The sequence below is a fragment of the Dyadobacter endophyticus genome (assembly GCF_014641595.1).
Classification (GTDB): Bacteria; Bacteroidota; Bacteroidia; order Cytophagales; family Spirosomataceae; genus Dyadobacter; species Dyadobacter endophyticus.
In genome coordinates this window covers 1,077,884-1,102,547 of record NZ_BMIA01000001.1, presented here as the reverse complement: position 1 = coordinate 1,102,547, position 24,664 = coordinate 1,077,884, and the positions used below count along the sequence as shown (strand labels likewise).

The 24,664-nt window shown below is 51.6% G+C and carries 21 protein-coding genes and 1 riboswitch; of the genes, 1 reads left to right on the top strand and 20 read right to left on the bottom strand.

The features are described from left to right. Positions 1–8: 8 nt before the first annotated feature. Together IEY24_RS04595 and IEY24_RS04590 are read right to left on the bottom strand one after the other, a co-directional pair. Positions 9–584: a DapH/DapD/GlmU-related protein gene (locus IEY24_RS04595; RefSeq protein ID WP_188929104.1), complete on the bottom strand. Its 576-nt coding sequence runs from the start codon at positions 582–584 to the stop codon at positions 9–11. 102 nt (positions 585–686) lie between these two features. Beyond that, positions 687–1,565, bottom strand: a complete 879-nt coding sequence (locus IEY24_RS04590) for a helix-turn-helix domain-containing protein (RefSeq protein WP_188929102.1) — start codon at positions 1,563–1,565, stop codon at positions 687–689. A gap of 225 nt (positions 1,566–1,790) precedes the next feature. Continuing rightward, positions 1,791–1,978: riboswitch (cobalamin riboswitch) on the top strand. 163 nt (positions 1,979–2,141) lie between these two features. On the opposite strand from IEY24_RS04590, the gene IEY24_RS04585 reads away from it, so the two are divergent. Then, positions 2,142–4,526 carry a TonB-dependent receptor gene (locus IEY24_RS04585; protein WP_188929100.1) on the top strand — a complete coding sequence of 795 codons (2,385 nt, stop codon included), beginning with the start codon at positions 2,142–2,144 and terminating at the stop codon, positions 4,524–4,526. 111 nt (positions 4,527–4,637) lie between these two features. Here the strand turns inward: IEY24_RS04585 and IEY24_RS04580 are convergent, their stop codons facing one another. The 18 genes from IEY24_RS04580 to IEY24_RS04495 all read right to left on the bottom strand — a co-directional run bounded on the left by IEY24_RS04580 (position 4,638) and on the right by IEY24_RS04495 (position 23,961). Next, a complete protein-coding gene (locus IEY24_RS04580) occupies positions 4,638–5,084 on the bottom strand; it encodes an SRPBCC domain-containing protein (RefSeq protein WP_188929098.1) in 447 nt (148 codons plus the stop codon). Between the two features lie 95 nt (positions 5,085–5,179). Next, positions 5,180–5,626 (bottom strand): SRPBCC family protein, encoded by a 447-nt coding sequence (locus IEY24_RS04575; protein WP_188929096.1) that lies wholly within the window; start codon positions 5,624–5,626, stop codon positions 5,180–5,182. Positions 5,627–5,658: 32 nt separating this feature from the next. Beyond that, positions 5,659–5,997 carry an ArsR/SmtB family transcription factor gene (locus tag IEY24_RS04570; RefSeq protein WP_188929094.1) on the bottom strand — a complete coding sequence of 113 codons (339 nt, stop codon included), beginning with the start codon at positions 5,995–5,997 and terminating at the stop codon, positions 5,659–5,661. Positions 5,998–6,001: 4 nt separating this feature from the next. Beyond that, positions 6,002–6,430: an SRPBCC family protein gene (locus IEY24_RS04565; RefSeq protein ID WP_188929091.1), complete on the bottom strand. Its 429-nt coding sequence runs from the start codon at positions 6,428–6,430 to the stop codon at positions 6,002–6,004. A gap of 147 nt (positions 6,431–6,577) precedes the next feature. Beyond that, positions 6,578–7,216 (bottom strand): class I SAM-dependent methyltransferase, encoded by a 639-nt coding sequence (locus IEY24_RS04560; RefSeq protein ID WP_188929089.1) that lies wholly within the window; start codon positions 7,214–7,216, stop codon positions 6,578–6,580. 103 nt (positions 7,217–7,319) lie between these two features. Beyond that, positions 7,320–7,679 carry a SnoaL-like domain-containing protein gene (locus IEY24_RS04555; protein ID WP_188929087.1) on the bottom strand — a complete coding sequence of 120 codons (360 nt, stop codon included), beginning with the start codon at positions 7,677–7,679 and terminating at the stop codon, positions 7,320–7,322. Between the two features lie 293 nt (positions 7,680–7,972). Next, positions 7,973–10,537, bottom strand: a complete 2,565-nt coding sequence (locus IEY24_RS04550; protein ID WP_188929085.1) for a zinc-dependent metalloprotease — start codon at positions 10,535–10,537, stop codon at positions 7,973–7,975. 32 nt (positions 10,538–10,569) lie between these two features. Continuing rightward, positions 10,570–11,016 (bottom strand): hypothetical protein, encoded by a 447-nt coding sequence (locus IEY24_RS04545; RefSeq protein WP_188929083.1) that lies wholly within the window; start codon positions 11,014–11,016, stop codon positions 10,570–10,572. A gap of 1 nt (position 11,017) precedes the next feature. Then, complete coding sequence (locus tag IEY24_RS04540; protein ID WP_188929081.1) at positions 11,018–12,181, bottom strand: ABC transporter permease; 1,164 nt, start codon at positions 12,179–12,181, stop codon at positions 11,018–11,020. Next, positions 12,147–12,815, bottom strand: coding sequence for an ABC transporter ATP-binding protein (locus IEY24_RS04535; protein ID WP_188929079.1), 669 nt, complete (start codon positions 12,813–12,815; stop codon positions 12,147–12,149). Before IEY24_RS04535 ends, IEY24_RS04540 begins: the two co-directional genes overlap by 35 nt. Positions 12,816–12,935: 120 nt before the next feature. Beyond that, complete coding sequence (locus IEY24_RS04530; RefSeq protein ID WP_188932136.1) at positions 12,936–14,528, bottom strand: amidohydrolase; 1,593 nt, start codon at positions 14,526–14,528, stop codon at positions 12,936–12,938. Between the two features lie 93 nt (positions 14,529–14,621). Then, complete coding sequence (locus tag IEY24_RS04525) at positions 14,622–16,277, bottom strand: amidohydrolase (protein ID WP_188929077.1); 1,656 nt, start codon at positions 16,275–16,277, stop codon at positions 14,622–14,624. A 2-nt stretch (positions 16,278–16,279) separates the two neighbouring features. Then, positions 16,280–17,758, bottom strand: a complete 1,479-nt coding sequence (locus IEY24_RS04520; RefSeq protein WP_188929075.1) for a RagB/SusD family nutrient uptake outer membrane protein — start codon at positions 17,756–17,758, stop codon at positions 16,280–16,282. 2 nt (positions 17,759–17,760) lie between these two features. After that, the gene (locus IEY24_RS04515; RefSeq protein ID WP_188929073.1) at positions 17,761–21,288 is read right to left on the bottom strand and encodes a SusC/RagA family TonB-linked outer membrane protein; all 3,528 of its coding nucleotides are present in this window, start codon (positions 21,286–21,288) and stop codon (positions 17,761–17,763) included. Positions 21,289–21,459: 171 nt separating this feature from the next. Beyond that, positions 21,460–22,410: a FecR family protein gene (locus IEY24_RS04510; RefSeq protein WP_188929071.1), complete on the bottom strand. Its 951-nt coding sequence runs from the start codon at positions 22,408–22,410 to the stop codon at positions 21,460–21,462. Between the two features lie 90 nt (positions 22,411–22,500). Next, positions 22,501–23,091 (bottom strand): RNA polymerase sigma factor, encoded by a 591-nt coding sequence (locus IEY24_RS04505; RefSeq protein ID WP_188929069.1) that lies wholly within the window; start codon positions 23,089–23,091, stop codon positions 22,501–22,503. Positions 23,092–23,314: 223 nt separating this feature from the next. After that, positions 23,315–23,515, bottom strand: a complete 201-nt coding sequence (locus tag IEY24_RS04500; RefSeq protein ID WP_229221346.1) for a helix-turn-helix transcriptional regulator — start codon at positions 23,513–23,515, stop codon at positions 23,315–23,317. Beyond that, a complete protein-coding gene (locus IEY24_RS04495; protein ID WP_188929067.1) occupies positions 23,512–23,961 on the bottom strand; it encodes a hypothetical protein in 450 nt (149 codons plus the stop codon). Before IEY24_RS04495 ends, IEY24_RS04500 begins: the two co-directional genes overlap by 4 nt. Positions 23,962–24,664: the final 703 nt, after the last annotated feature.

Sequence of the window (24,664 nt, the reverse complement as noted above, 5' to 3'; positions counted from 1 at the left end):
TTTTAACATTACACCAATCGTTCTTTCACGACTTTCGCAGGGACGCCGGCCACCACGGTGTTAGGCGGCACGTCACGGCTTACCACCGCTCCGGCCGCCACTACTGCGTTTTCGCCGACGGTTACGCCGGGCAGAATGGTCGCCCCCGCCCCTATCCACGCATTTCGCCTGATACGCACAGGCCTGGGGATTAACGCCTTACGATCAGATGGATCGAGCGGGTGGTTCTCCGACGTGATGTTGACACGCGGGCCGATCATCACATCGTCCTCAATTATAATGCCACCAATGTCGAGAAACGAGCAGGCATGATTGATGAACACATTTTTACCCAACGTCGTAAACCTTCCGAAGTTGGTGTAAAACGGAGGAAATACCGTAGTCGATTCGTCGACCGGGGTGCCGATGATTTCGCTGAGGCACTCACGCAACTGATCTGTGTCTGTGACATTGGCATTCATTTGCGTGCATAAGCGGATGGTTCGCGCGACGGCCCGTCCAAAGTCGTCATAGCCCGGATCGTCTTTCCGGATCACTTCTCCGGCCCGCATCCGGTCAAAAATATCTTGACTGTTGCTTTCCATTTTGTATTGTTTATAGTAGACTTTCTACGCCGACAACCTACTACAAAGATACCCGTCAGACAGCCCGTCAGGTAACAACAATCAAACTGATCATTAAGAATTTCAAACCGCTTCGATTCGGAGCGCGCGCGGGTTTGTGCCCGTCATTCGCTTGAAGAAATTGTTGAAATAGGTAGGATATTCAAAGCCCAGCGCGTAGGCAATCTCGGAAATGTTCCAGTCGGTGTGCTGTAAAAGCGCTTTGGCTTCCGTCACGATCCGCTCGGTAATATGAGCGGTGGTGGGCTTGCCGGTAACCTGTTTTACCGCCCGGTTGAGGTAGTTGACGTGCAAATTGAGGTTGGCAGCATAGTCCTGCGCCGTCTTCAGTTGAAGTGGCCGGTCCGCGCTTTCGATCGGAAACTGCCTTTCCAGCAGTTCAAGAAACACCGACGCAATACGGCCGGAGGCATTTTTTCGCTGGTTGTAATTTTCGGACGGTTGCAGTTTCAACGCCTCATGGATGATCAGGTTGATGTAGTTCCGCATCAGGTCGTCCTTATACGAGTAGTCGGTTTTTTGTTCCTCTATCATGCGTTGGAAAAGCGAATTAAGGAAATCCCGTTGCTGTACCGAGATAGTCAGGATGGGCGTGCCGCCAATCTTGAAAAAGGGTGATTGTTGAAGGCTGTCATTGCGTTCGGAGGCTATCAGAAACTCCTCGGAAAACAGGCAAGTGTAACCCACATAACTGGTTGAAAGCGTCTCCCAGGAATAAGGAATATGCGGGTTCCCGAAAAATAGCACGGTTCCGTCGGTTTCGAAGCTCCTGTCGGAATAATGAATTTTACTTTTGCCGGTCGTCAGGCAGATCTTGTAAAAGTCCTTCCGGCTGTACACGCGGGTCGCCTGGCCGTCCTCCTCGATCTGAAAGACATTAAACCCCTTTAATTTCAGTTTACTATTGAATTCGGAAACCCGGCGCCGCTTTGTATTTTCCATAACACAAAATTAAGAATTACACGAATTTAATCACTGCAATACAAAAATAGAAATGCACTCTCGAAGCTGTACCTGAGCCGAGGCCTACCATGAAAACGGACGAACCTGAGGCAGGTTTGTTTTACAGTCAACTGGGGGAAGTTTGCCGCAACGCGGGCTTTCACCGGGAAAGTAACATTGTTCAATACGTTCCGTATATTTGCGGTCCAAAGAAGTTCTTTACTTTATTTTTCCAACAGGAAAGGTTTTGCTTTTCAGTGAATTAATAGGGAATCGTGTGTAAATCACGAGCTGTCGCGCAACTGTAAGTAACTACCCAAAATTTATATCGAACAGATCCACTGTCCGCCTCGGATGGGAAGGATGATATAAATGTTACAAGCCAGGAGACCTGCCTTTTCCAGTGGACGACGCTTTCGCGCAATAAAGCAGGTCGGTCTGGATCATTATTCCCCATGGTTTTGTAAACACACAAAACCGGCGCCTGTTTGGCGCGTCCTTCTCATGCTTGTTTGTGAAAGCGGCTTCAAAATGCTGCAAAGAGCTTTTAACTCATCTAACCATTTAGTTAAAAGTATGCAAAAAATTACCCCCTGCTGTTCGCGGACTAACGGCGGAGCTAAGAAAACAACATTTTCATTCCTGCTGGCCTACGCATTGTTGCTAGCTTCCCTCCTAGCTCCCGCCGCGGCTCCCGGACGTGTAAGAGGCTCCATTCAAAGCGAAAAAGGCGATGCCGTCGCCGGGATTAGCGTCCGTCTGGAAGGCACTCCCTATGCAGCCGCAACCAACGCCGACGGCCGTTTTGACATTAAAAACGTGCAGGCAGGAAGCTACACGCTTCTCATCAGCGGCGTAGGCCATGAGGCGAAGAAAGAAAACATCGTGGTCAAGGAAGGGCAAGCATTGGAATTGAATTATAAACTCAATACCAGTACCAACGAGCTCTCCGAAGTAGTCATTAGTACTGCCAGACGCCAGGCGTATTCAGGCATTAACAAAATCGATGTTCCCCTTCGCGATATGCCGATCACGACTTCCACAGTATCGGCGAAAACCATCGGGCAGCGCGGCATCGACGATTTGGGCGAGGCCATGAAAAATACGACCGGCGTGCGGGCCAACAACACCTACGGCGGTTTCCAGCATTTCACGATCCGGGGTTTTTCTAATTTCGTGCTTTTAGTGGATGGCGTGCGCGACGAACGTCACAACATTTCTACCAGCGCGCCAAACACCAATTTGGCCAACGTGGAGTCGATCGAAGTATTGAAAGGGCCCGCTTCGGTATTGTTCGGCCATTCGGCTTTGGGCGGGATTATTAATATTGTGAGAAAAAGACCGACTGCGGGTTTCAAAGCGGACTTTTCGGCCAGCTATGGTACATTCAATACCCGGCGCATCCGCGCGGGTGCGGGCGGAGCGATCAGCGACGAATTGCGCTACCGTGTAGATTTCGGGATGTCGGACACCGATGGATACCGCCGTTCAGGCTCGAATACCAACAATGGCTACCTCGCATTGGAATACACTCCGACAGATAAAGATCAGCTCTACCTGACCATTGGCGCCAATAAGGACATGTACGACACCGACGCGGGCATTCCGATGCTGGAAGGCAGCAAATTGGCGCCGGGCATGAAAGTGAACACCCGCTACAACGATCCCCAGGATTTTCTGAAACACACCCGCTATGATTTTCAGTTGAAATACACGCGGCAACTGACAAGTAAGCTCCGTCTCTCGAACCAGCTCTCGTATTATGACGACAATATCAACTATTTCTCCACGGAAGAGCTGAGCTTTAACTCGGGTAGGGATTCCTTGCAGCGGTCGTATCCGTTTTACTTTAACCACCTTACCAAACCGTGGCAAAACCAGTTAGAACTGACCTTGGATTTCAATACCGGTTCCATTGAGCATAAGCTGTTGGCAGGTTATTCAATCAGCGTCCTGGACCGGAAAACTTACAATGGAGACGTATTTGGTCCGGCGCTTAACGCGACTATCTCCATTGACAATCCCGTCCTGAACCACGGCTACCTAACGCACAACGATCTGAACTACCGCGCGACGATGGAGAATGTGCACGGTATTTATGTGCAGGATTTCATTCGTTTTTCTGATAAACTGAAAGGACTTGCCGGCCTGCGCTACGACATGTTCAATGGCACCTATTACACCGACAAGGTAGACGACAACCGCAACGTAACCGAGCACGGCGCGGAATCCACTATTTCAAAATCGGCAGTGACTTACCGGTTAGGTCTGGTTTATCAGCCCATTGACCCGCTGTCGGTGTACGGTTCATTTTCGACCTATTTCAAACCTTCACGCCGGATAGCTCCAAACGGTGAGACATTCGACCCGGAAACCGGTTATCAGGGTGAGGTCGGCAGCAGGTTCGAGCTTTCGGGCAAATGGGCTGCGAATCTGTCATTGTACTACATGCGCAAAAACAACCAGCTCGAAGCTCTTCCCTGGGGCATTTATAAGCGCGTTGGCTCGGCTGAATCCAAAGGTTTTGAACTGGAAGTGAATGGCAACCTGCTGCCGGGACTAGATGTGACGGCTGGCTACACGTTCTCAAATGCAAAAATCCTTCCTTTTTCATCCGGCGAAACCAACGCGGTAGCGGGCAAAGCGGTCGCATTCGCGCCAAAGAACCTGGTGAATGCATGGATAAACTACGAAGTACAAAACGGTGTGGTGAAAGGGCTTAGCATGAGTGCAGGTACCAATTACATGGACGAAACCTTCACCAACAGCTCCAATAGCTACGTGCTACCAGCCTACACCGTTTTTGATGCAGCGTTGGGTTACCGCATAGGGCGTATGGGCGTGCGGCTGAACGTGAATAACGTCTTCAACGAGAGATACTTTGCCAATGCGATTTTCGCTAACCAGTTTTCGCCAGGGGCGACCAGAAACTTCCTCGTTACGGCGCGGTATAACCTTTAAGTGGCTCGTATATAACGTGATGCTTCAATTTGCTCAGTGCGAAAGTTAAGCACAATCCCATTTCGACGGATCAGATAATGCCTATGCTCATGATGTGCTGATTTTTAAGCACTATTCAACAAGCGGGTTGGGTTGACCAACCCCTTTCGTAATCAGGTCTCTCAGGCTTTCAGTAATGTAGAATGTCCACGCGTCGAAACAGATGTTGTAGCACTCATGTTCTGGTCCCAGACCGTGATGGGTAAAGTTGAGATCGGTCTTTCCACCACTTTCGGATATCTCGAATTCAACCCGGGTTCCGATCCATTCTGATTGATCCTGAGTAAAGCTAAAGTAGTTGTCGAGTACAAGCCAAACCACCTTTCTGTCGGGGACGTGTTCGACAATTTTCATGGTGCATTTGTGGAGCTCTTTTCGCTGGTAGGTAAATTCCTGATCAATCTGGTCCGTCACGCCCTCGATCCGCTCGGACCACCAGCCACGGACATTGTTTACTGCGTTGAAAACATTTTGGGCAGACTGAGCTACCGAAAGTGAGGCATTCAAATCTCTGGACATGGCATAAGGATAAGTAAGATGGTCGGCCTGATTCTCTGTGACCTGGCCAGCTTGGGTTAATAAAAGTTGAATATCTTGTCGGGAAATGAGGGAGACTAAGCCAAAACGAGCTGCTGTCCCCTACCGGTTGTTATTAAGCTATGTAAGCTCTCTTTGATCAACCGGCTCCATGTAGTTGAGCAGGAATCGAAGCATTCTACCGCCGGGGTCAGGCCCAAATGAGAGAACCGGATCTCGGTTTTGTTGTCCTGAGGGGTCACCTCGAAGCTGATGCTCGTACCTGTCCACTCATGCCTGTCTTCTACGTAGAATAGCTCGCTTTCGGTTACCATCCAAACGACCTTCCGTTCGGGGACCAGCTCCACTACTCTTTGGCGGGAATAGTGCAGGTCCTTATAGCGGTAGGAAAACTCGTCGTTGAGTTGCAATGCGCTGCCGGTCACTTCTCCTGACCACCAATCCTGGGGGTTACTAACGGCCTCAATCACTTCTTTGGGACTCTGGTCGACCAGCAGAGTAACCGTAAAATCGGATGTTTTCATTTTGTTTGTTTTTAATAGTTGATCATTAGCATTTACTTTTCCGGCTCATCGAATAAAGATTTGTTATTTAACAGATCTTCCAATTTTTGCAGTTTGCTTAACCAGAATTTGTCGAAGTAGGATATCCAGGCTTTCATTTCATCAAATCCGTCCTTTTTAAGGGAGCAGTACCGTTCGCGGCCTACATCCGTGATCGAAATAAATCCCGCTGTTTCCAGTATTTTGACATGCTTGGACACTGCCGGCCGGCTCATATCGAAATTGTCGGCCAGGTTATTGATCGTCATGCTGCCGGCAAACAGCAGCATCAGCATTTTTCGTCTGCTGGGGTCACCAATTACCTGGAATACATCAAGGGTTGGTATCGCCATGATTTTATGCGTTTAGAAGGTTTGCGATCTTTTGAAGTTTTTCCACCCAGCCAAGCAGTAGCCCGTTGTACATCTCCAGGTTCTCTTTTTTAGCAAAGCCCGTATGCTCCAGATGCAGCGTGGTACCATTTTCGGTTCGTTCAAGGTCCCAGTTCACAACGGATTCCAGGGCTATTTCTCCGTCGCCCGGTCCGCAGTTCCATGAATAGGACAAGTGTTTAAATGGAATAATCTCCAACACTTTGCAGTAAAAAATCCCGTCGAAGTTCAAGGAAGCGACCGGCCCGGTTCTGAACTGGAACTCGTGCCCGATTACCGGCTTGAAATCGTTTTTCATCAACCATGCAGCCAGCAGGTCCGAATTTGTAAGATACTCCCAAACGGTTTCAACAGGATGGGGAAAAGAGAACTGATGTTTGATAAGTTTTGTCATGATGGGTAACTTTGAAGTTACGCAAACTTAAACGTAACTTCTGAGTTACGCAAATTTTTACGAAAGAATTTTTCAACGCCGAATGGAAGGTGCGTTTATGAGAACTTACTATAATGAAGCATTGGGCATTCGGGATTGAACGGCTTCTTACTTTTTCTCGGCCCAGATATACCCCCGCCTGGTTGGGTATTCCATAGCTGCATTCGGGCGCCTCTCGATGGCGTCGACAATATTAAAACCTGTTTCAGAAAGCAACTCTATAATGTCATCCGTTTTGAAGAAGAACAAATCGACGTCTATTTCTTTGTCATGAGCTTTGTCAAAATGAACCACTTCATTCCCTACGTGAAAGGAAAACAAGAAATCCCCTCCCCTTTTCAACACCCTGTTTATTTCTTCGAAACACTTCCTGATCTGCTCAGTAGTGAAATGTACTATTGCGTAGAAGGCCAGTACACTTCCGAAGTGTCCGGACGGATAGGCGATATTCAACAAGTCTCCGGTTTCAAACTTAATCTCCGGGGAAAGCCTTTGCGCCGCACGGACCATGCCCGGGGATAGGTCAATGCCGACGATGTTTTTTAAGCCGCTGTCGTAAAGGAATTTGGTTGTTTGTCCTGGACCGCAGCCAAAATCGGCACATGGCCCCTTGTCTTTATTCACAACGGCAAATTCCCTCAACAGCAAGCGGTCGATCTGTTTTCTGGACAGCTCATCCCAACGCTCGGCGGCATAATCGTCCGCTACTTGGTTGTAGCAGTGTAATACTTTATCCTGCGAATTCATTTTTTCTGGTTTTAAGGTATCAACCGGATTTTCCGTTCTTCTACGCTTACGCTATCTTGCCGACGCACTTCCAAACGTCCTGCAGGAGTTCAGCGAAGGTAAACTACATGAAGAACTGCTCAGAAACAATCTTTTCATTCGCCACGGTGTACACGCAGAGTTCGGTTAACTTCTCGCGGTTCCTACCTTTCATTTTCATGTCCATCATTAGGACAAAGCAAAACGAATTCCCGGCGATTAGTGGCTCCGAAACGGTAGTACCGTGCCGGGACTCCACCAGAGCACTAAATTTCTTATCCTTTTCCAGCATGGCATTCAGCCCTTTGGTTTCCTTTTCAAAACCAGGAAATTCAAAAGGCTCGATGCTCACTGCATTGTCCGCGTACAGCGCTTCGAGTGCTTGGGTGAATTGTTCTTTGCGGCAATAATCCGCCAAACGAATGGCAATTTGTTCTATGGTCATGACTATGTGAGATTTAGAAATAAAAGTGATGTTCAGCTTTATTTACTACAAGTTAGAGACACAACACTATAATATTGAAGAAGTTTGTTGAATAACAGCCGCTGTTTCCTAAACAGTCAGCTCCCTCCGGTATGCCGCAAAATGCGGCATACCGGAGGGAGCTGACTGTGGCAAGACCCATGGACCCCTGCTATTTGCCTTCGGCTCATAGCTAGGTTTGCAAGCACTTAATTCTGGAGTACTATCTGAAAAGCAGGCGATGAAGTAAATCCTGCATTTGCTACCTATAACCCCTATTCGGAAATATGGTCCGCCGAATGCGTCTGCGAACAGCCCATGAAATCAATATGCCCCATAATCGGCGCGCCCGGAGGCATGTCGAGCACCGAGCCTGGCTCGAACTTGACCGGGTTCTTGCCGAACTCGTCGATCCGCGACAATGCGAACAGCATATTGGCCTTTTGTTTCGGAGCAGCTGCGACGAGCTGCCCTTTCAGCCACTCGCTTAGCTCGCCTACTTTCAACAATGCTTCGCCACGCACGTTTTCAGGCGCTTGGGGATCGGCAGCAAGCATCAGGAGATATTTCAGCGAAAGGTTATTGACCAGGGTTTGCAGTTCGCCCTTGTAGCCGTCCACCGGAGACGATTTCCAGGTTTTTTCCAACAGCTTATCAATCACCGGCATTAGTCCGGGCTGCTTCGGGTCACGCGCATTATATTCGATCAGGCGCGCAGCGCGTTCGGGATTGAGCAGGTAGGATATCGTGGTGCCTGCCGCGGTTTCGGCAGCCGCAATGGGATCGAATGTCGGGCCGGTGTGGCCGGTGAAAGTTTCGAGGCTGGCCGGATAGCCGCTCGGACGAGGCGGAATTTTGCTGATCAACGCTTCCGGTAATGCCAATGCTTCCGGTGTAATGGTGCTCAAAAGTGATTCCAGCGCGCGCCATTGCTCCTTTGGTTCCACCATGCGCGTGGTTACCTGGCCGTCGTTCTTCACGGCGTGGGTAAAATACAAGCCACCCACCGATTTTGCCACGGCTTCCACCTGATAGCGATGCAGCAAATAGATCGGCACCAGCACTTCCTCGATCGTAGCCATCGGTTCGCCTTTTTGGATGGCTTTTTCAGAGAAATTATCAAGTACCTTCCTGCGGACCTTCATAATGTTGGTCATCTGGTCGATAGGGTTGGCGCCGTCGTCCCACTGGTGCGACGTCGGGTGAGCATTGCCGCCAATGTCGGGGATGTACAAAAAGCCCTGTTTGAGCGTTTCCTGCATGATTTTTTCAAGACCCGCTTCCTCATCTGCTGCTTTCGGAAACTCGGTGTAGCCCCACATCACTGCGCGCTTGTCCCAGGCGCCGATGCCTTTTGCATAGGAATCCGAAACGTCGACTGTTCCATCCGCTTTCAGGGAAAATCTCGGAAACGGATAATCCATTACCGAGCCACGGTCTTTCGGGCTGGCGGCAAAATTGTGGTTAAAACCAAGCGTATGGCCTATTTCGTGGGCCGAAAGCTGCCTCACGCGCGCCAATGCAAGCTCCTGCATGGCGTTGGTGGTCTTTTTACCATCTTCATAAGGCTGCAAAAGACCTTCCGCAATGAGGTAATCCTGCCGGTGCCGGTCGGAGCCGAGGGTTACCACGCCTTTGATGATTTCACCGGTCCGCGGATCGATATACGAGGCGCCTGAGGAAAACCCACGCGGCGCACCGGTGCGATTGATCCAGTTCACGACATTATACCGGATATCCATCGGATCGGCACCGGCGGGTAACTCCTTGACCTGGAATGCATTCTTATAACCTGCGGCCTCGAATGCCTCATTCCAGTACGCCCCTCCTTCGATCAATGCGGCTTTCACCGGCTCGGGGGCACCGCGGTCGATGTAGTACACAATCGGCTCCACGGCTTCGCTGGGCGCGCTACCCGGGTTTTTCTTCTCCAAACGGTGCCTGCGGATAAACCGCTTCGTGATCGGCTCGGTCATTGGCGCCGAGAAATCCATGTAGCTGAACATCCCGAATGCCGACCTCGGGTCGAAACGCCGCGGCTTGTAGTTACCATCCGGCAATTCTACAAACGACTGGTGCATATTGATCGTCACCGCGCTCGGATCAGGTGCGAGGCTACTACCACCGCCTCCAAAGCGGTTCACGTTCGGTGAGCCTCCGATGAAAGTGACCATCGCTTCGAACTCGGTGTTTTTAGGGAAATTTTTTGTGTTTTCGAGGTACACTACCGAGCGTGATTCGTCAAGCCGGTAAGTTCCGCCACCGCCCGAGGGCTGCGCTACGCTCACAGGTCCGCTCACACGGCGCACACCCAGGCGCGCGGCGATGTTCTGGCTGTCGCGGATTATAAATGGGGTGAGGTCGATCAGCAGTTTTTCGCCCTCTACGGCCACCGGTGCGAAGCCCCAGATTACCGATTTGGCAAATGCATTATCAACGGCTTTTTGCTCGTCGGCATTCTGCGTGATGGCCCGGTAGTTGGTCACCGGCTCCACGAGCAGTACTTTCGGACCTACTTTGATGAATTTCGCCAGCGCCGATGACGCCTGCCCACGCTCGGGGCCACCATTGCCGACACCTTCCGAAAGTGACGCGAAATAGAGAAAATCTTTGTCGAGCTTATCTACTTCGAGCAGCACCTTGCCTGTTTTTTCATCATAATAAAAATTGAAAAAGCCCTCGTACTTCTTCATGCCCTGTGTGGCGGAAGCAATACTCGTGGCGGGGGCCGCCGCCCCGGGGGTCGTGGCCCTGGCCCCTGGTGCCGCGCCGGGGTTTTGTGCAAAACTGAGGGTACCAGCCGCCAACAGAACAGCCAATGCATAAAATCTCGACTTCATAGGAATCGGGTTATGGATGAATGATTTGAATACTATTTCACCTGCTCCGCTTGAAGCAGGAATACTTCCGAACGGTAATCGCCGGTTTTGTTCAGCATCAGTTTACCCCTGATCCTCACCGGCTTGTCGGTATACCCAACTTCCCTCATCATTTTGACTTCCACCATCGACGGAATGTCGCCCTGCCCGCAATAAGGGCATTGGTCCATCGGTACCACGGCGAGCATAAACTCCCTGTGATTAAGGTCGGCATTGATCGGGATCATGTAGCCGGGCAATTCGACGGCCTTATTCTGCAACGCTTCCAGCCGGGCGGGAAACGCGGGGACCATCTTAAATTCGGCGTTCTTCTTGTAGGTACGTTGCGCGATGAGCTTCCAGGTGTCGTTCATCAGCGGGATATGCGCCGGCGGCTGGGCCATACCGGCGTATCCCGACAGCAAGAAAATCAACAACAGCCATTTTTTGGTAATAATCATTTCAAATTTTCGACATGGTTTCAGAAATATCGGTCCGGTAGGCCCGTATGGCAGGCAGCAATGCCGCCACTAATCCGATGCACAGCCCTGCTATGAGCAGCCAGCCCTCTTCGGGCAAAAACATCAGGCCGTCCAGCCGCGTCTGCGGCGACCCCTGCCAATATCCCATCGCATGCAGCGCACTGTGGCCGAGCAGCATTCCGGCAATCGATCCTAATGTGGTCAGCACCGTGCCTTCCAGCAAAATCATTGTAAAAATCGCCCCGCGCGACGCACCCATCACGCGCATAACCGCGAGGTCGTACACCCGCTCGCGGAGGGAGTTGTAAAGGCTTACAAAAACGCTCACCCCGGCCAACAACATCAATGCGACCGCAAAATAGCGTACCGCATCCACACCAACGCCGATCAATGCGAAGAGCCGCGCACTTTCCTTCGCCGGAGCGGCGGCCTGCATGTTCGTGGAGCGGTTGATCATCGCCGGCAATGCCACCATCGCCATCCTCGACCGGTATTGCAAAAGCATGGACGTGACTTCGCGTTTTCCGTCCGCGCCATGCATCGCCCAGATGCTTTCCAGGCTGGTGAGCACCAGGTTATCAGCCACATTTCCCCTCATTTTCAAAATCCCGGTAACAATGTAAGGATGGTCCTCGTGAATATCCTGATCCGACGAAAGTCCGTGCGAGCCGTAAATGCGGTCGCCGGGTTTCAAATGCTGCGCCCGCGCCACCTGCTCCCCGATGACGATTTCAAACTCTTTGGCCCAGAAACGGCCCGCGGCTAATTCCAGACCTTGCAAGGTTGCGTAACCCGTGTCGGTCCCGACAATGCGGAAACCGGCATAGTTATCACCCAATGCAAGCGGCACTGCTTTTTTAACCATCGGGTTAGCCACCAGCGAACGTGCCTCTTGTTCACTGATATTCCCCGTTGGAAAATCAATAAAGTAAATGCTGCTCAATATCAGTTGCAGCGGGCTGCCTTTGGCACCCACCACGAGATCCACGCCTTTCGCATTGTTGCGCAGCCGGTCGGCTACCTGTCCCATGCCGACAAGGAGCATCGCGAGTATGCCCGTTCCGAATGCGATCAGCAGCAGGTTCAATGCGAGCGTCAGCGGGTTGGCTTTAAGATTTTTCCAACTGATCTGAAATGCGTTCATGCGAAAGTTCAAACATAAAATCTTTGAAAAAAGCCTCCTTAACCCGGTCGTCGTGGGTGGAAATAATGAGCGTAGAACCCTGCGACCCGGCCAGGTCCGATAGCAAGCGGATCACGGCATCTGCGTTGCGGTTATCGAGACTGCTGGTAGGCTCATCGGCCAGCAACAATGCCGGCCGGTTCACGAGCGCCCGTGCGATGCCCACACGCTGCGCTTGTCCGTGGCTCAATTCCGGCGGATAGCTGCGCCTTTTGTAGCCCATATCCAATGCATCCAGCACCTCCCGGATTCGAAGCGGGTCTTTCGTCGCGCCGGTAAAACTTTGCGCCAGTTGCAGGTTTTCCTCCACCGTCATGCTGCGGATCAAATGCGGTTGCTGGAAAACAATACCAATGTGTTTCCCTCGAAACCGGTCCAACTCCCGGGCAGAAAGCGCATACAAATCCGTCCCATTCGCCAGCACGCACCCCGACAAAGGCCGCAGCAACCCACCGAGCATATGCAGCAAAGTCGTTTTTCCACTTCCCGACTCGCCCAGCAAGAGCCATTGCTCGCCTTTACCGACGTTCCAGTCAGGAAAGTGCAGTGTGGTGCCATTCGCGAAGGTTTTGGTCAAAAGGGATGTTTGCAGCATTGATTTATCAGGTTTGGTCAGTTGTTGTCAGATAGGGTCAGGCGTTGTCTGATTTAGTCAGTTATTGCCATCGCCAACCACGCATGACAACAACTGATTATGCCCGACATAAACGCCCCGCTACTTCCCCTCCCCTGCCGCTTCCCGCACCGTGGGATATTTGATCCCCAGCTGTTCCAAATACGTCGTATACTTCGTCGGATCGTAATAATACTTCTTCATCTCCGGCCGGTACTCCGACATGATCTTTTCGTTCAGGTGGATCGCCGGCTTATCTGTGTCGGAAATGAGGGCTTTGTATTTGACGTCTTTGGTCTGGACATTATTGAAATATTCCCAGGCATTGCGTAGCACTTCGGGTTTCACCAGCAGGTCGAGCAACGTCATAGCCTCCACCTTGGCGCCAGCGGTAACGCCTTTGTGTGCAATGGGCGTCGCCATCGCGATCGCATTTGCCCAATGGTGGCCGGGAAGGCCGGGGATGTTGGCCGGATAGCGTAGTACCACAGTGGGCAGGTTCCAGGAAATGTCGGCAATGTCGTCCGAACCGCCGCCGCCGGTATTAGGCGTGGCCGAAGGTTTGGACAACTGGCTCAAAGTCGTGGCCAGCCCATTGGTTTCGAGCGCGCCGCCTTCCGGGTTTTGCATTTCCTTCTGGGCCGCTTTGGCGAGTATCTGGTCGTCTTCCGACCATTTGGGCAACCCTACGCGTTTGATATTTTCATACATCGTCTCGGCAATAGCCTGGTTGAAATGCCCAGGCCACGCACTGCCCAGCACTTCGTAGGTCATTTTGGTTTCGGTCATCTGCGCCGCGCCCTCGGCGATGCGGATACCGTCTTTAAACATCTGGGTGATTTTCGGGTAAGTCCGCTCGCGGAAATAGTACCATACCGATGCCTTGGAAGGTACTACATTAGGCTGGTCGCCGCCGTCCTTGATCACGTAATGCGACCGCTGGGTGGTTTCCATATGCTCGCGGTGGAAGTTCCAGCCGATATTCATCAGCTCCACTGCGTCGAGCGCGCTTTTCCCACGCCAGGGCGCCGCGCCCGCATGAGATGCCTGTCCCTCGAAGTTAAACTGAACCGATACCATGCCGTTGTTCCCACCGTCGCCATACGAAACGGAGAGGTTATTGGCCACGTGGGTAAAAATGCAGGCGTCCACGTTTTTGAAAAAACCATCGCGCACATAATAGGCCTTGGTACCAAGCTGTTCTTCTGCGACACCAGGCCAAAGCATAATTGTACCCGGTATTTTTTCACGCTCCATAATTTTTTTCAATGCCAGCACTGCGGTAATGTTCAGCGGCTGGCCGGAGTTATGTCCCTCGCCGTGGCCGGGTGCACCTTCGATAATCGGATCGTGGTAAGCCACACCGGGCTTCTGGGAGGCTTTTGGGATACAATCGATATCACTGCCTACGGCGATTAACGGCTTCCCGGAGCCCCATTTTGCTGTCCAGGCGGTAGGAATACCGGCAATGCCCTGCTCGATGGTAAAACCGTTTTTCTTTAAGATATCCGTCAGGTATTTCGATGTTTCGACCTCCTGGAAGCCCAGCTCGCCGAAGCTAAACACCATGTCCACCATTTCCTGCGTAAACTTCTGCTGACTGTCGATCTCCTTCACCAGCTCGGTTTTGAGCGCGTCGATTTTCGCGGGGCTCATTTTTACCTGCGCCATTGTTTTCACCGGCAAAGCCATCATCACGCCTGCCGTACAGCTCACTCCCCAATGCCGCATTTTTCTGAACAAACCATCTGTTTTTGAGAGCATATTTAGAATTGTTTATATATCAGCCTATTTCCCTGTCCCTGAACTCTTTCCATCGCCGGGTACCAACGCGCGGACCGTCGGGTATTTAATACCTAACTGTTCGAGATAGGTCGGATATTTGGCGGGATCGTAATAAAATTTCTTCATTTCCGGGCGGTACTGCTCCATGATCTTCTGGTTAAGGTGAACAGCCGGTTTATCGGTTTTGGAGATGAGGGCCGTGTATTTGGTATCCTTGGTTTGTACCTCATTGAAATACTTCCAGGCATTGGTCAGGATTTCGGGTTTTACAAACAGATCGAGGAGCGTCATCGCCTCCGCTTTTGCCCCGGCGGTAACGCCTTTGTGCGCAATAGGCGTCGCCATGGCAATGGCGTTGGCCCAGTGATGACCGGGCAACCCGGGAATATTGGCCGGATACCCCAGGACAATTGTCGGCAAATTCCAGGAAATGTCCGCAATATCATCCGACCCTCCTCCTCCCGATGACGCCGTTGCCATCGGTTTTCTCAACTGGCTCAGCGAAGTGCTCAGGCCGTCGTTTGCGGGCTCGCCTCCAAAACCGGTAGCAGGGCTTCCCACTTCTTTCTGTAATGCGCGTGCCAGTTTTTGATCTTCCTCGCTCCATTGTGGCAGGCCAACGCCCTTGATATTCTCATACATCGCTTCGGCAATGGGCTGGTTCATATGCCCCGGCCAGGCGCTACCGAGTACTTCGTATGACATTTTCGTCTCGGTCATTTTTGCGGCCGCTTCGGCAATGCGGATGCCGTCTTTATGCATCTGCGTGATCTTCGGATAGCTGCGCTCACGGAAGTAGTACCACACCGACGCTTTGGAAGGTACCACATTGGGCTGGTCGCCACCGTCGGTGATCACATAATGCGAACGCTGGGTGGTTTCCATGTGCTCGCGGTGATAGTTCCAACCGATATTCATCAGCTCCACGGCGTCCAATGCGCTCTTTCCGCGCCAGGGCGCGCCGCCAGCGTGCGAGGCCTGGCCTTCGAAATCGAAACGGACGGAGATCATGCCATTACCGCCGCCATCGCCGTACGAAGTGCCCAGGTTGCTGCTTACGTGGGTGAAAATACAGGCGTCCACATCTTTGAAATAGCCATCACGGACAAAATAGGCCTTGGTAGCGAGCTGTTCCTCCGCCACACCCGGCCAGAGCATAATCGTGCCCGGTATCTTCTCGCGCTCCATGATCTTTTTCAATGCCAGGACGGCCGTCACATTCAGCGGCTGGCCGGAGTTATGGCCTTCACCGTGACCGGGGGCGCCTTCGATGATCGGGTCGTGATAGGCAACGCCCGGCTTTTGCGATGCCTTTGGAATGCAATCGATGTCGCTACCAACGGCGATCACCGGTTTTCCTGAGCCCCACTTGGCTGTCCAGGCGGTAGGAATGCCTGAGATGCCTTTTTCGACTGTAAATCCGTTCTTTTGGAGAATATCCGTCAGGTACTTGGAGGTTTCCACTTCCTGAAAACCCAGCTCGCCGAAGCTGAAAATCATATCGACCATTTCCTGCGTAAACTTCTTCTGGCCGTCGATGTCCTTCGCCAGCTCGGTTTTGAGCGCGTCGACTTTCGCGGGAGTGAGTTTCACCTGCGCGCTCGCGAGGCCGGGGAGCAGGGCTAGCACCGCCAGCCACTTGAATCTATATTTTCTCATACCTAGATCAGTTTGTTAGTTGACAGTTCTGCATTCGGGATCGGGAAAATGTACTCGGGCTGGGCGGGGGCGATGGCCGGCGCCGACAGCCCTCCGCTGCCTTTGGCCGGGATCGTGAGCATATTCCGCAGGAGATCGTTCGAACGCAGGCCTTCTCCCAGAAACTCGATGCGTCGTTCGATCCAGATCGTTTTCACCAATGCCTCGGCCGTGGCAATATCGGCCGCCGGGAATGCATAGGTAGCATCCGAGCGCAAGCGTACGGCTTTCAGCAGTTCTGCCGATTTGGCCAAGTCGCCGGTTTTGGCGAGGGCCTCGGCATAGTTCAGCAGCACCTCCGAATAGCGGAGCAACGGCACGTAATCAATGGTCGGGTTGGTTTGGTTGTATTTTTTCAAATACGTAAGCCCGCCCGCTACCCGCGTGAATGCGGATTTCCGGACGTCGGTAGCCGGCCAGGTCGGTTCTCCTAAAATGCCGGTCGGGTTGAGGTTGTATTCCAAATTGAGGTTATACTCGTAGGCGAGCGAATTCTGGCCGCTTACCAGGTTCAGGGCGGTCATCGGCATCGAGAAGATCGACTCGGTGGTCGTGTAATCCGTAAAAAACACGGTGGTAATATTCTGTTGCAACTGGTGTTTCACGCCCGTCGGGGCACTGAACGGCGTTGCATCGGAAACAATCTTCTTCGCTTCCGTGACCGTTTTAGCATAGTCGCCCATGGTCAGATACACCCTCGTTTTCATGGCAATAGCCGTATTTTTATGGGCGCGGGTGGTATTCAGCAAGGCTGTCGAATAGTTGACGGGCAATCCGGCTTCGGCCTCGTCGAGGTCTTTCAGGATTTGTGCATACACCTCCGCCACCGTGCTGCGGGCGAGGTCGTTGTTGGCCGGCGTACTTTCGCCCTGCAAGCGCAGTGGAATGCCGGGAGAAGCTCCTTTGTCCTTCACAAATGGCTGGGCATAACGGGTAATAAGCCCGAAATAGCAAAATGCACGCACAAATTTCGCCTCTGCCACATACTGCGCGGCTGTGGCCGCATCCACAACGTCGGGATGCTTCGGCAGGCCGTCGATCAGCAAGTTGGCCGAATTGATGGCCGTATACGAAGTTCCCCAGGCGGAAGAAGCGTCGTTCGAGCCCGACGTTACGGTGTGGCTCCACGCGTCGTAGCCGGTAAATACATTCTGCGTGCGGTTGATGAACTCCTCGCCACGGATATCGGCGAGCATGAGGTAACGCCCGCCATACAGGCTACCGATTTTCATTGCACCATACAAACCATTCACCTGCCCCAGCACACGGGCGGGCGTGTCGAAAATGTAGGCGTCCTGCAAGGCAATGTTAGGCACCGGGTTCAGCAGTTCCTTTTCGTCGCATGAGGTCATAAGGCCCGTCATGGGCAATGCCACGCAGATCAGCCGGAACAGCAGGGTATTTGCGGGCTTCATAGGAGTGTTTTTGAGTATGTTTTTCATGATCAGAAACCGAGATTTAAACCAAATGTGAAAGTGCGGCCCTGCGGAATGGAGTTTTTCTCAACCCCCGGAGTCGTATTAGAATTACCATTGACCGAAATCTCAGGATCGGTACCGGTGTATTTGGTGAGGATAAATGCATTGAAAACCTGTGCATATAACCGCACCGAACTTAGCCCCAGTCTGCTCAGGATCGTCCCCGGCACACGGTAACCCAGCGACACCGACTGCAACCTCAGGAAATCGCCCTTCTCGGCATTCTCGGAGATTGGCCACGACGAGCCGTTCGAAAGCAGGTCGCCGTACACGACGCGCGGGATGTTGGTTACCTGTCCGGGCGTGGTCCAGCGGTCGAGCACCTCGGTGGTGTTGTTCCAGAAACGCTGGTCGCGCCAGGTGCCTTTGGTGCCGTTCATTACGAGGTTGCCGCCGGAATAAGTGAAGTTCATGCCCAAATCCCATTGTCCGTACTTCACATTATTGATGAACCCGCCGTAATAGGTCGGCAGCGCATTGCCTAGCAGATAGTAATCGTCCACCGCGATGGCAGGTGCGGGAGAGCCGTCCAGGTAAGTCCAGCGGCTGCCACCCGCAGGTACCACGTGGCTATACTGCACACGGTCGCCTGCCTTGTTGATGAAGATACGCTGGCCGTTTTCAGGGTTCACACCGTCGGTTTTTGCCCCATACAAGCTACCTACCGAATAGCCGACGCGGGTAATGTTGGTCGCCTCTGCCGCTGTGGAAGTGGTCCCCACAAGCTCCGTTCCCTGTCCGTAGAGCTCGGTAACCTTGTTTTTGTTATGCGTAAAATTGAGGCTCGCATTCCAGCTCAGCTTGCCCCTGCGGATAATATTAGCATTCACGCCGAGCTCGACGCCGTGGTTATACATTGCGCCGATGTTCATGAATATCGCATCGCCCGGAATCCCCTTCGAAGGCGATTGCGGTACATTGAGGATCAGCCCGTTGACGCTGTTGGCATAGTAAGTGGCTTCGAGGGTAATCCGGTCGTTAAGGAAGCTGACGTCGGCACCCACGTTGGTCTGGTTGCTGGTTTCCCAACCCAGATCGGGGTTGCCGCCCTGGCTGAAATTCCACGTAGGCACGGCCCCATACAGGCCCGACTCGTACAATGCAAGCGAGCCGTAGGCGCTTACGCCCGAGTTGCCCACGCGTCCCCAACTTGCGCGGAATTTCACGCTGCTCATCACGTCCGCCAGTTTGGAATGTTTGTAAAACTCCTCTTCCGAAATGCTCCATCCGGCCGAGACTCCGCCGAAATTGCCGTACTTTTTGCCACTACCGAGCGCCGAGTTTCCGTCTCGGCGGTAATTGAGTGTGAAAAAGTACTTTTTACTGAAATCATAGGTGAAGCGCGAGAACACCGATGCCAATGCACTCTCGGTCATCACATTGGCTGTGGGCGAGATTTGTCCGTAACTTCCCTGGAACTCGTCGAAGAATGGGTCCGAAAGCTGCGTGCGGGTAGCGCCCCAGGCGGTTGTTTCGAATTTCTGCACATCATAACCTGCCAGCACGGAGAGGTTGTGATTGGTGGCGATGGTAGTCTGGTAATTCAATGTGTTGGTCCAGTTCCAGTTACCGATGAGCCTGCTGCTGTTGGTAGCGCTGCCGTTGGTAGAGTTTCCGGGTCCGTGCACGGGGCTGTTGAAGCTCACGTTCTCGACTTTCAGGCGGTCCATAGCATAGCTCATTTTGTATTGCAAACCTTTGAAAATCTTCACAGTAGTGCCAAAATTGGCGATAATGCGGTCGTTTTCGGAGGTGTATTTGTTCAAATCGAGCAGGGGCACGGGGTTGTAAAAGTTGCTGGCCACTTTGTTGTTGCCCATGCCTAATGTGTTGGAGGTACTCACATTATAGGAGCCGTCGGGGTTGACGGCGTACACGTTCGGTGCCGAAAGCCAGGCAAGCCGGGCCGATCCCACCAAACCGAACGCATTACCGCTCAGCGAACCCGTATTGGGCGAGGCATTCAGGCTTGTGTTATAATTGATATTTCCCGAAAATGATAGCCACGAGTTGAGCTTGTGATCGATATTGAAACGGGCCGCCTTGCGGGTAAACTGATTGGTTTTCAGTATGCCTTTCTGGTTGCTGTAATTCGTAGAAAAGTAGTATTTCGTCGATTCCGAACCACCCGAAACGCTGATGCTGTGGTTTTGGGAAACGCCGGTCTGGTACACCTTATCGTACCAGTTGGTATTCACAATGGAGCCATCTTCCTGGATAATCGGGAAGAAAAGTGCCGAGGCTACCGCATCGTTATTCGCATTACCGCCCAGGATTTTGGCATTCATTACACCTTCATTCTTAATATCCATAAACTGCTGCGCGTCGAGCATTTTGGGCAGTCGCGTGGCTTTGGTCATGCCAGTCCAGCCTTCGTAGGTTACTTTGGCCTTGCCGGTTTTACCACTTTTGGTAGTGATCAGGAGCACGCCCGCAGCCGCGCGGGAGCCGTAAATGGAAGTCGAGGCGGCATCTTTCAGCACGTCTATCGATTCGATATCGGCGGGGTTGATGTCGCCCAGCGGGTTGTTGGCTACCGTGGTGTTGGCCGAAACGTCACCGGTATTAATGGGGATGCCATCCACAACGATCAACGGGAACGAGCTGAGAGAGATCGAGTTAACACCCCGGATGCGGATCACGGGCGGGTTGTTGAGCACGCCGTTGGGCTGACCGATGCTCACGCCCGTAGCGCGGCCAGCCAGTCCCTGGTCGAAACTCTGCACCGGCATATCCTTCAATTTATCCCCCGTCACCCGCGCCGCCGAGCCGGTAAACTCCTCCTTGGATTGCGTGCCGTACCCCACGACCATCAACTCGTTCAACTGCTTGGTACTACTCGCCAGCTTGATACTGACCGCCGACTGGCTACCTACCGCCACCTCTTGCGCCACGTAGCCCACGTACGAGAACACGAGCACAGGCGCACCCGAGTCCGACACCTTGATCGTGTACTTGCCATTCATGTCGGTGATAGTGCCGGTGGAAGTGCCTTTCACGAGCACCGCCACGCCCGGTAATGCCTCGCCATTGTCGTTGTCAGTCACTACGCCAGCTATTTCGCGGTCCGCGGGGCGTACGAGCGACGCGAGCAGGATTTCCGTTTTCTGGATCTGGCCGGTGGTTTTCGCCTCTTTTTCAACGATTACCACTGTGCCCCGCTGCTCCCGGTAATCGAGGCGGGTCGGGCCGAGCAACTCGTCGAGCACCGCGTCCACCGGCTTGTGGCTCACCGCGATATTGACCCGGTAAGGGGCCACGAGTTCCTCATTGTACACAAATTTGAAGCCGGTCTTTTTCTTAATCAGGTTGAATGCCTCTTTCAGGCTCCTGTCGTGTAGGGTCAGGTCGATCGTCACTTCCTGAAGGCTCTGCTTGACGTCTCTTTCCGCTCGGGCGGAAGGCATCGTCACCAGCAGCGCGCAAAACAGGGAGAGCGCGGTCAGGCGTGTCCATTTGTGTATGGACAGTAAACTTCTGGTACAATTTTTCATACCTTTGAATGAGTTGGGATAATCGTGAAACATTAATTCCAGCTTCCGGATAGCAAGATCAGTCAGTGATTGGCGTTACGTTCTGATTTTCACTATCACATAGTCCGGCGGGCTTCGGCTTGCCGGATTTTTTACGTCGAAGGGCGATCGTTCGTTACATAGGCGCCCGGTTCAAATGGGTCTTTTTTTGGGGACAAGCGTTATCAGGTTGTTTTCAATGCGGTATTCGAGGTTGTTGGCGAGGGATAGTAGATCGAGTATGCGAGGGAGGGAGTCGGTTGAGGCAAATTCGGCAGACATATGATATTCCCGTATCGATCCTTCCGCCTGGATCTTTACATCAAATTTATTTTCAAGAATAGCAATCACGTTGGCGAAGCTCTCATTATCGAACAATAGCTTGCCTTCCTTCCACGCCACCGCGTTGACGCTGTTGACATTCACTTTCCGGATCTGGCGGGTCCTCACATCATAGCACACCTGTTCGTTGGGCAAAAGTACCTTCTTGTCAGGCCCGCCTTCGGCTTTCTGCACTTCTACCTTCCCGCGAGTAACGGTTACCAATATACTTTTCAAAAAATGGTACGATCGGATGTTGAATGCGGTGCCCAACACGCGCGTTGTGGTGCCTGAGGCTTCCACGAAAAACGGCTTTGATTCGTCTCTTTTTATATCGAAATACGCCTCGCCGTCGAGCAGCGTCACTTTCCGCGTGTGGGCCTCGAAATGGGCCGGATATTCCATACTGCTAGATTCATTGAGCCACACCACCGAGCCATCGGGAAGTTTTATTTCTTTTCGTTCACCCTTGCCCGTCGCCACCGAAACCGTGTTTGCAAACAACTGGAAGGTATTATGTTTCCAGGCGAAGTATGCCATGCCTATTACCAGCAATACCGACGCGGCAATGCGGAATGTCGGGGAAAGGACCGTCCATCGCCCGCTGCGGAGCGGTTGAACCGGCCGTTTTTCTAAACCACTTTCTTCGTCGAGCTGTCGGTGAAGTTCCGCATCCAGTTTGCCTTCGCCGAGGAATCGAAAGAAAACGTCCAGCTCCTCTTTGCTCAATGCATTAGCCAGGTAACGCTTTACGAGTATTTCCTGGAATTGCTTTTCTTCCATTTTTCCGGCTATTTATGATGAAGACGGGCGAGACGGGCAACAGGGTACCCACCTATGTAATTTTTTTTGTGAGAATCGTAATTTCAATACTCACCAAATTACTAACCCACACAAAACCAACGAATTGAACGACAGTCCAAAGCTCTTGCAGGCAGAATATTTGATGTACTTGATGGCCTTTACCATGTGTTTTTTAATGGCGTTGCGGGAGATGCCGAGTACTTCGGCGGCTTCGTCGTAGGTATGCTCCATTTCGCGGCACAGGCGGAAAACCTCCTGGTCGCGTGGGGAAAGTTCGCGAAGCACCTTTTGCAGATAATGCTGATATTCTTCCGATTGCAGCGCCTCCTCGACATGGCTCGCGTGCTGCAGCGAAGCGCTGATGACCTCCTCCCGCACGGAACGCTCGGTAGCAGCGTGACGAAGGAAATCGAGGACCCGGTTTTTGGAAACCGTGAAAAGGTAGGCGCGGAACGAATGCAGGTTGGGCAGCGTTTCGCGTTTTTCCCACACTTTCAGGAAGATTTCCTGGCAAAGATCCTCAGTGTGGTCGGCCGATTTGACGAATTTGAGCACATAGCGGCGTATCTCGCCGTAGTAGCGATGGTATACCTCATCGAAAGCCTTGCTGTCTCCCAAAGCAATGTCTCTCAGCAGAAAAGTTTCATCGAGCGCGTCCATTTTTAAATAAATCGTTGATCCCACCAAATATCTTCTCCCCAATTTAGCCACATATTCATAAAAATTTCAAGGTTTTCCGCATCGACAGTCTATTAATTTCGAGTTTGAACAAAATAGATTGATATAATTATGATTTTTATAAAATAGGTGAAATAATCTAGCAATAGGGACGATCGACCTCGGCCATGTGCCGGGTATCAATGTTCTGGGGTTTCGGCGATAACTAGTCTGAATCTTCCAGCTGAAATATTTCTTCGGCCATTTTTCCGAATGCCCTTGCTATTTTCAATGCCAATACCGCCGAAGGAGTGTATCTGCCAACTTCTATCGAATTGATGGTTTGCCTGCTTACTCCAACCTTTTCCGCTAATTCAGCCTGCGATATGTTGTGTTCTGCACGTGCAACCTTAAGTCGGTTCTTCATGATAATGACTCTTTGTTCATCTGGTGCAAGGTCCAGCGAAAGACTATTATAAAAGCCAACAAGACGGTGTACATATTGAGAACCAATACATTAAAAAAATCGGTCCAGTAAAACAGTAAAGAACAAAGAATCAGCACGATATAATTGGCGTAAACACTCCACTGTAAAGCTTGCAATCTGAGTTTTTGGATCATTTCGTCCTCGTGCTTCTCTCTTGAGAATGCAATCAAGATTAGCCCAATGGCAAATCCGATTATAAATACATTGACAATGATATCTGTATAGTCAGCCCAACTCAACGGATAGTCACGCCCGTTTCGATAGCTGTCAAAGTATTCTTGACCAGCATTACTGCGTAACACCAGAAAGAAGATGGACAATACGGCCACGATCAACCAGCCGACTTTTCTAAATACATGTGGGAATAACCAATCCTGCTGTCTCATGAGTCACGAAATTGAAGTTTATCAAATGTAAAGTTAGCTTTACTAAAAAGCAAGTTTATTTTACAGTTTGGGCAAAGTTGATTTTCATAAAAAACGCGTACATGTCGCCTTGATGAGCACACCGAAGAAGGAAATTGAAGAAGTCGTTAAATTTTAAAAGAATGAAATTATTCCCTACCAAAAGGCTAGAATTTAGACTAATAGATACGCATGAGGATACGTTGAATACGCTTGCTCGCAGAACTGGGAAGTCAGAGAATTTGACATCCCAGAATACCGAGAAATCGTTCCGTGGCGTTCTGGAAGGAAATCAGTTCAAACTAATATCATCTGCAATTGGGAGGGGCGCATTTTGCGTAGTGACGGGAGCAATCGACGCTGATAGAGGTTACGTAGAAAATGAATCTGCTTTATTGGCAAAAGACATTTAATGCGGTCATCTCACTAAACGGCCGATATAAAAGACGATCGCCCGAGTTGCCAAACATTAACGTCGAAGCCTACGCTGCGGCAAATACCTATCCGCCGGGCGTGAGGTGAGAACACCTACCAATATGCCGGAGACACAGGTTTGTTGTCAGGAGTTCCAGCGATTCTCGAACGTTATTTCGATCACGAAGCTGGTCAAATTTATAATCCCCGGTAAAATGCACTATCTGCGCGTGGTACTTAAACTAGATCAAGGATATTTCTTATGATAGGT

Excerpts from the sequence above, each read along its gene's own strand:
- IEY24_RS04540 (WP_188929081.1), bottom strand. The coding sequence starts at position 12,181 with ATGAACGCATTTCAGATCAGTTGGAAAAATCTTAAAGCCAACCCGCTG.
- IEY24_RS04550 (WP_188929085.1), bottom strand. The coding sequence starts at position 10,537 with ATGAAGTCGAGATTTTATGCATTGGCTGTTCTGTTGGCGGCTGGTACC.
- IEY24_RS04565 (WP_188929091.1), bottom strand. The coding sequence starts at position 6,430 with ATGACAAAACTTATCAAACATCAGTTCTCTTTTCCCCATCCTGTTGAA.
- IEY24_RS04510 (WP_188929071.1), bottom strand. The coding sequence starts at position 22,410 with ATGGAAGAAAAGCAATTCCAGGAAATACTCGTAAAGCGTTACCTGGCT.
- IEY24_RS04500 (WP_229221346.1), bottom strand. The coding sequence starts at position 23,515 with ATGAAGAACCGACTTAAGGTTGCACGTGCAGAACACAACATATCGCAG.
- IEY24_RS04520 (WP_188929075.1), bottom strand. The coding sequence starts at position 17,758 with ATGAAAAACATACTCAAAAACACTCCTATGAAGCCCGCAAATACCCTG.
- IEY24_RS04585 (WP_188929100.1), top strand. The coding sequence starts at position 2,142 with ATGCAAAAAATTACCCCCTGCTGTTCGCGGACTAACGGCGGAGCTAAG.
- IEY24_RS04560 (WP_188929089.1), bottom strand. The coding sequence starts at position 7,216 with ATGAATTCGCAGGATAAAGTATTACACTGCTACAACCAAGTAGCGGAC.
- IEY24_RS04535 (WP_188929079.1), bottom strand. The coding sequence starts at position 12,815 with ATGCTGCAAACATCCCTTTTGACCAAAACCTTCGCGAATGGCACCACA.
- IEY24_RS04515 (WP_188929073.1), bottom strand. The coding sequence starts at position 21,288 with ATGAAAAATTGTACCAGAAGTTTACTGTCCATACACAAATGGACACGC.
- IEY24_RS04580 (WP_188929098.1), bottom strand. The coding sequence starts at position 5,084 with ATGTCCAGAGATTTGAATGCCTCACTTTCGGTAGCTCAGTCTGCCCAA.
- IEY24_RS04595 (WP_188929104.1), bottom strand. The coding sequence starts at position 584 with ATGGAAAGCAACAGTCAAGATATTTTTGACCGGATGCGGGCCGGAGAA.
- IEY24_RS04555 (WP_188929087.1), bottom strand. The coding sequence starts at position 7,679 with ATGACCATAGAACAAATTGCCATTCGTTTGGCGGATTATTGCCGCAAA.
- IEY24_RS04570 (WP_188929094.1), bottom strand. The coding sequence starts at position 5,997 with ATGGCGATACCAACCCTTGATGTATTCCAGGTAATTGGTGACCCCAGC.
- IEY24_RS04525 (WP_188929077.1), bottom strand. The coding sequence starts at position 16,277 with ATGAGAAAATATAGATTCAAGTGGCTGGCGGTGCTAGCCCTGCTCCCC.
- IEY24_RS04545 (WP_188929083.1), bottom strand. The coding sequence starts at position 11,016 with ATGATTATTACCAAAAAATGGCTGTTGTTGATTTTCTTGCTGTCGGGA.
- IEY24_RS04575 (WP_188929096.1), bottom strand. The coding sequence starts at position 5,626 with ATGAAAACATCCGATTTTACGGTTACTCTGCTGGTCGACCAGAGTCCC.
- IEY24_RS04495 (WP_188929067.1), bottom strand. The coding sequence starts at position 23,961 with ATGAGACAGCAGGATTGGTTATTCCCACATGTATTTAGAAAAGTCGGC.
- IEY24_RS04590 (WP_188929102.1), bottom strand. The coding sequence starts at position 1,565 with ATGGAAAATACAAAGCGGCGCCGGGTTTCCGAATTCAATAGTAAACTG.
- IEY24_RS04530 (WP_188932136.1), bottom strand. The coding sequence starts at position 14,528 with ATGATGGCTTTGCCGGTGAAAACAATGGCGCAGGTAAAAATGAGCCCC.
- IEY24_RS04505 (WP_188929069.1), bottom strand. The coding sequence starts at position 23,091 with ATGGACGCGCTCGATGAAACTTTTCTGCTGAGAGACATTGCTTTGGGA.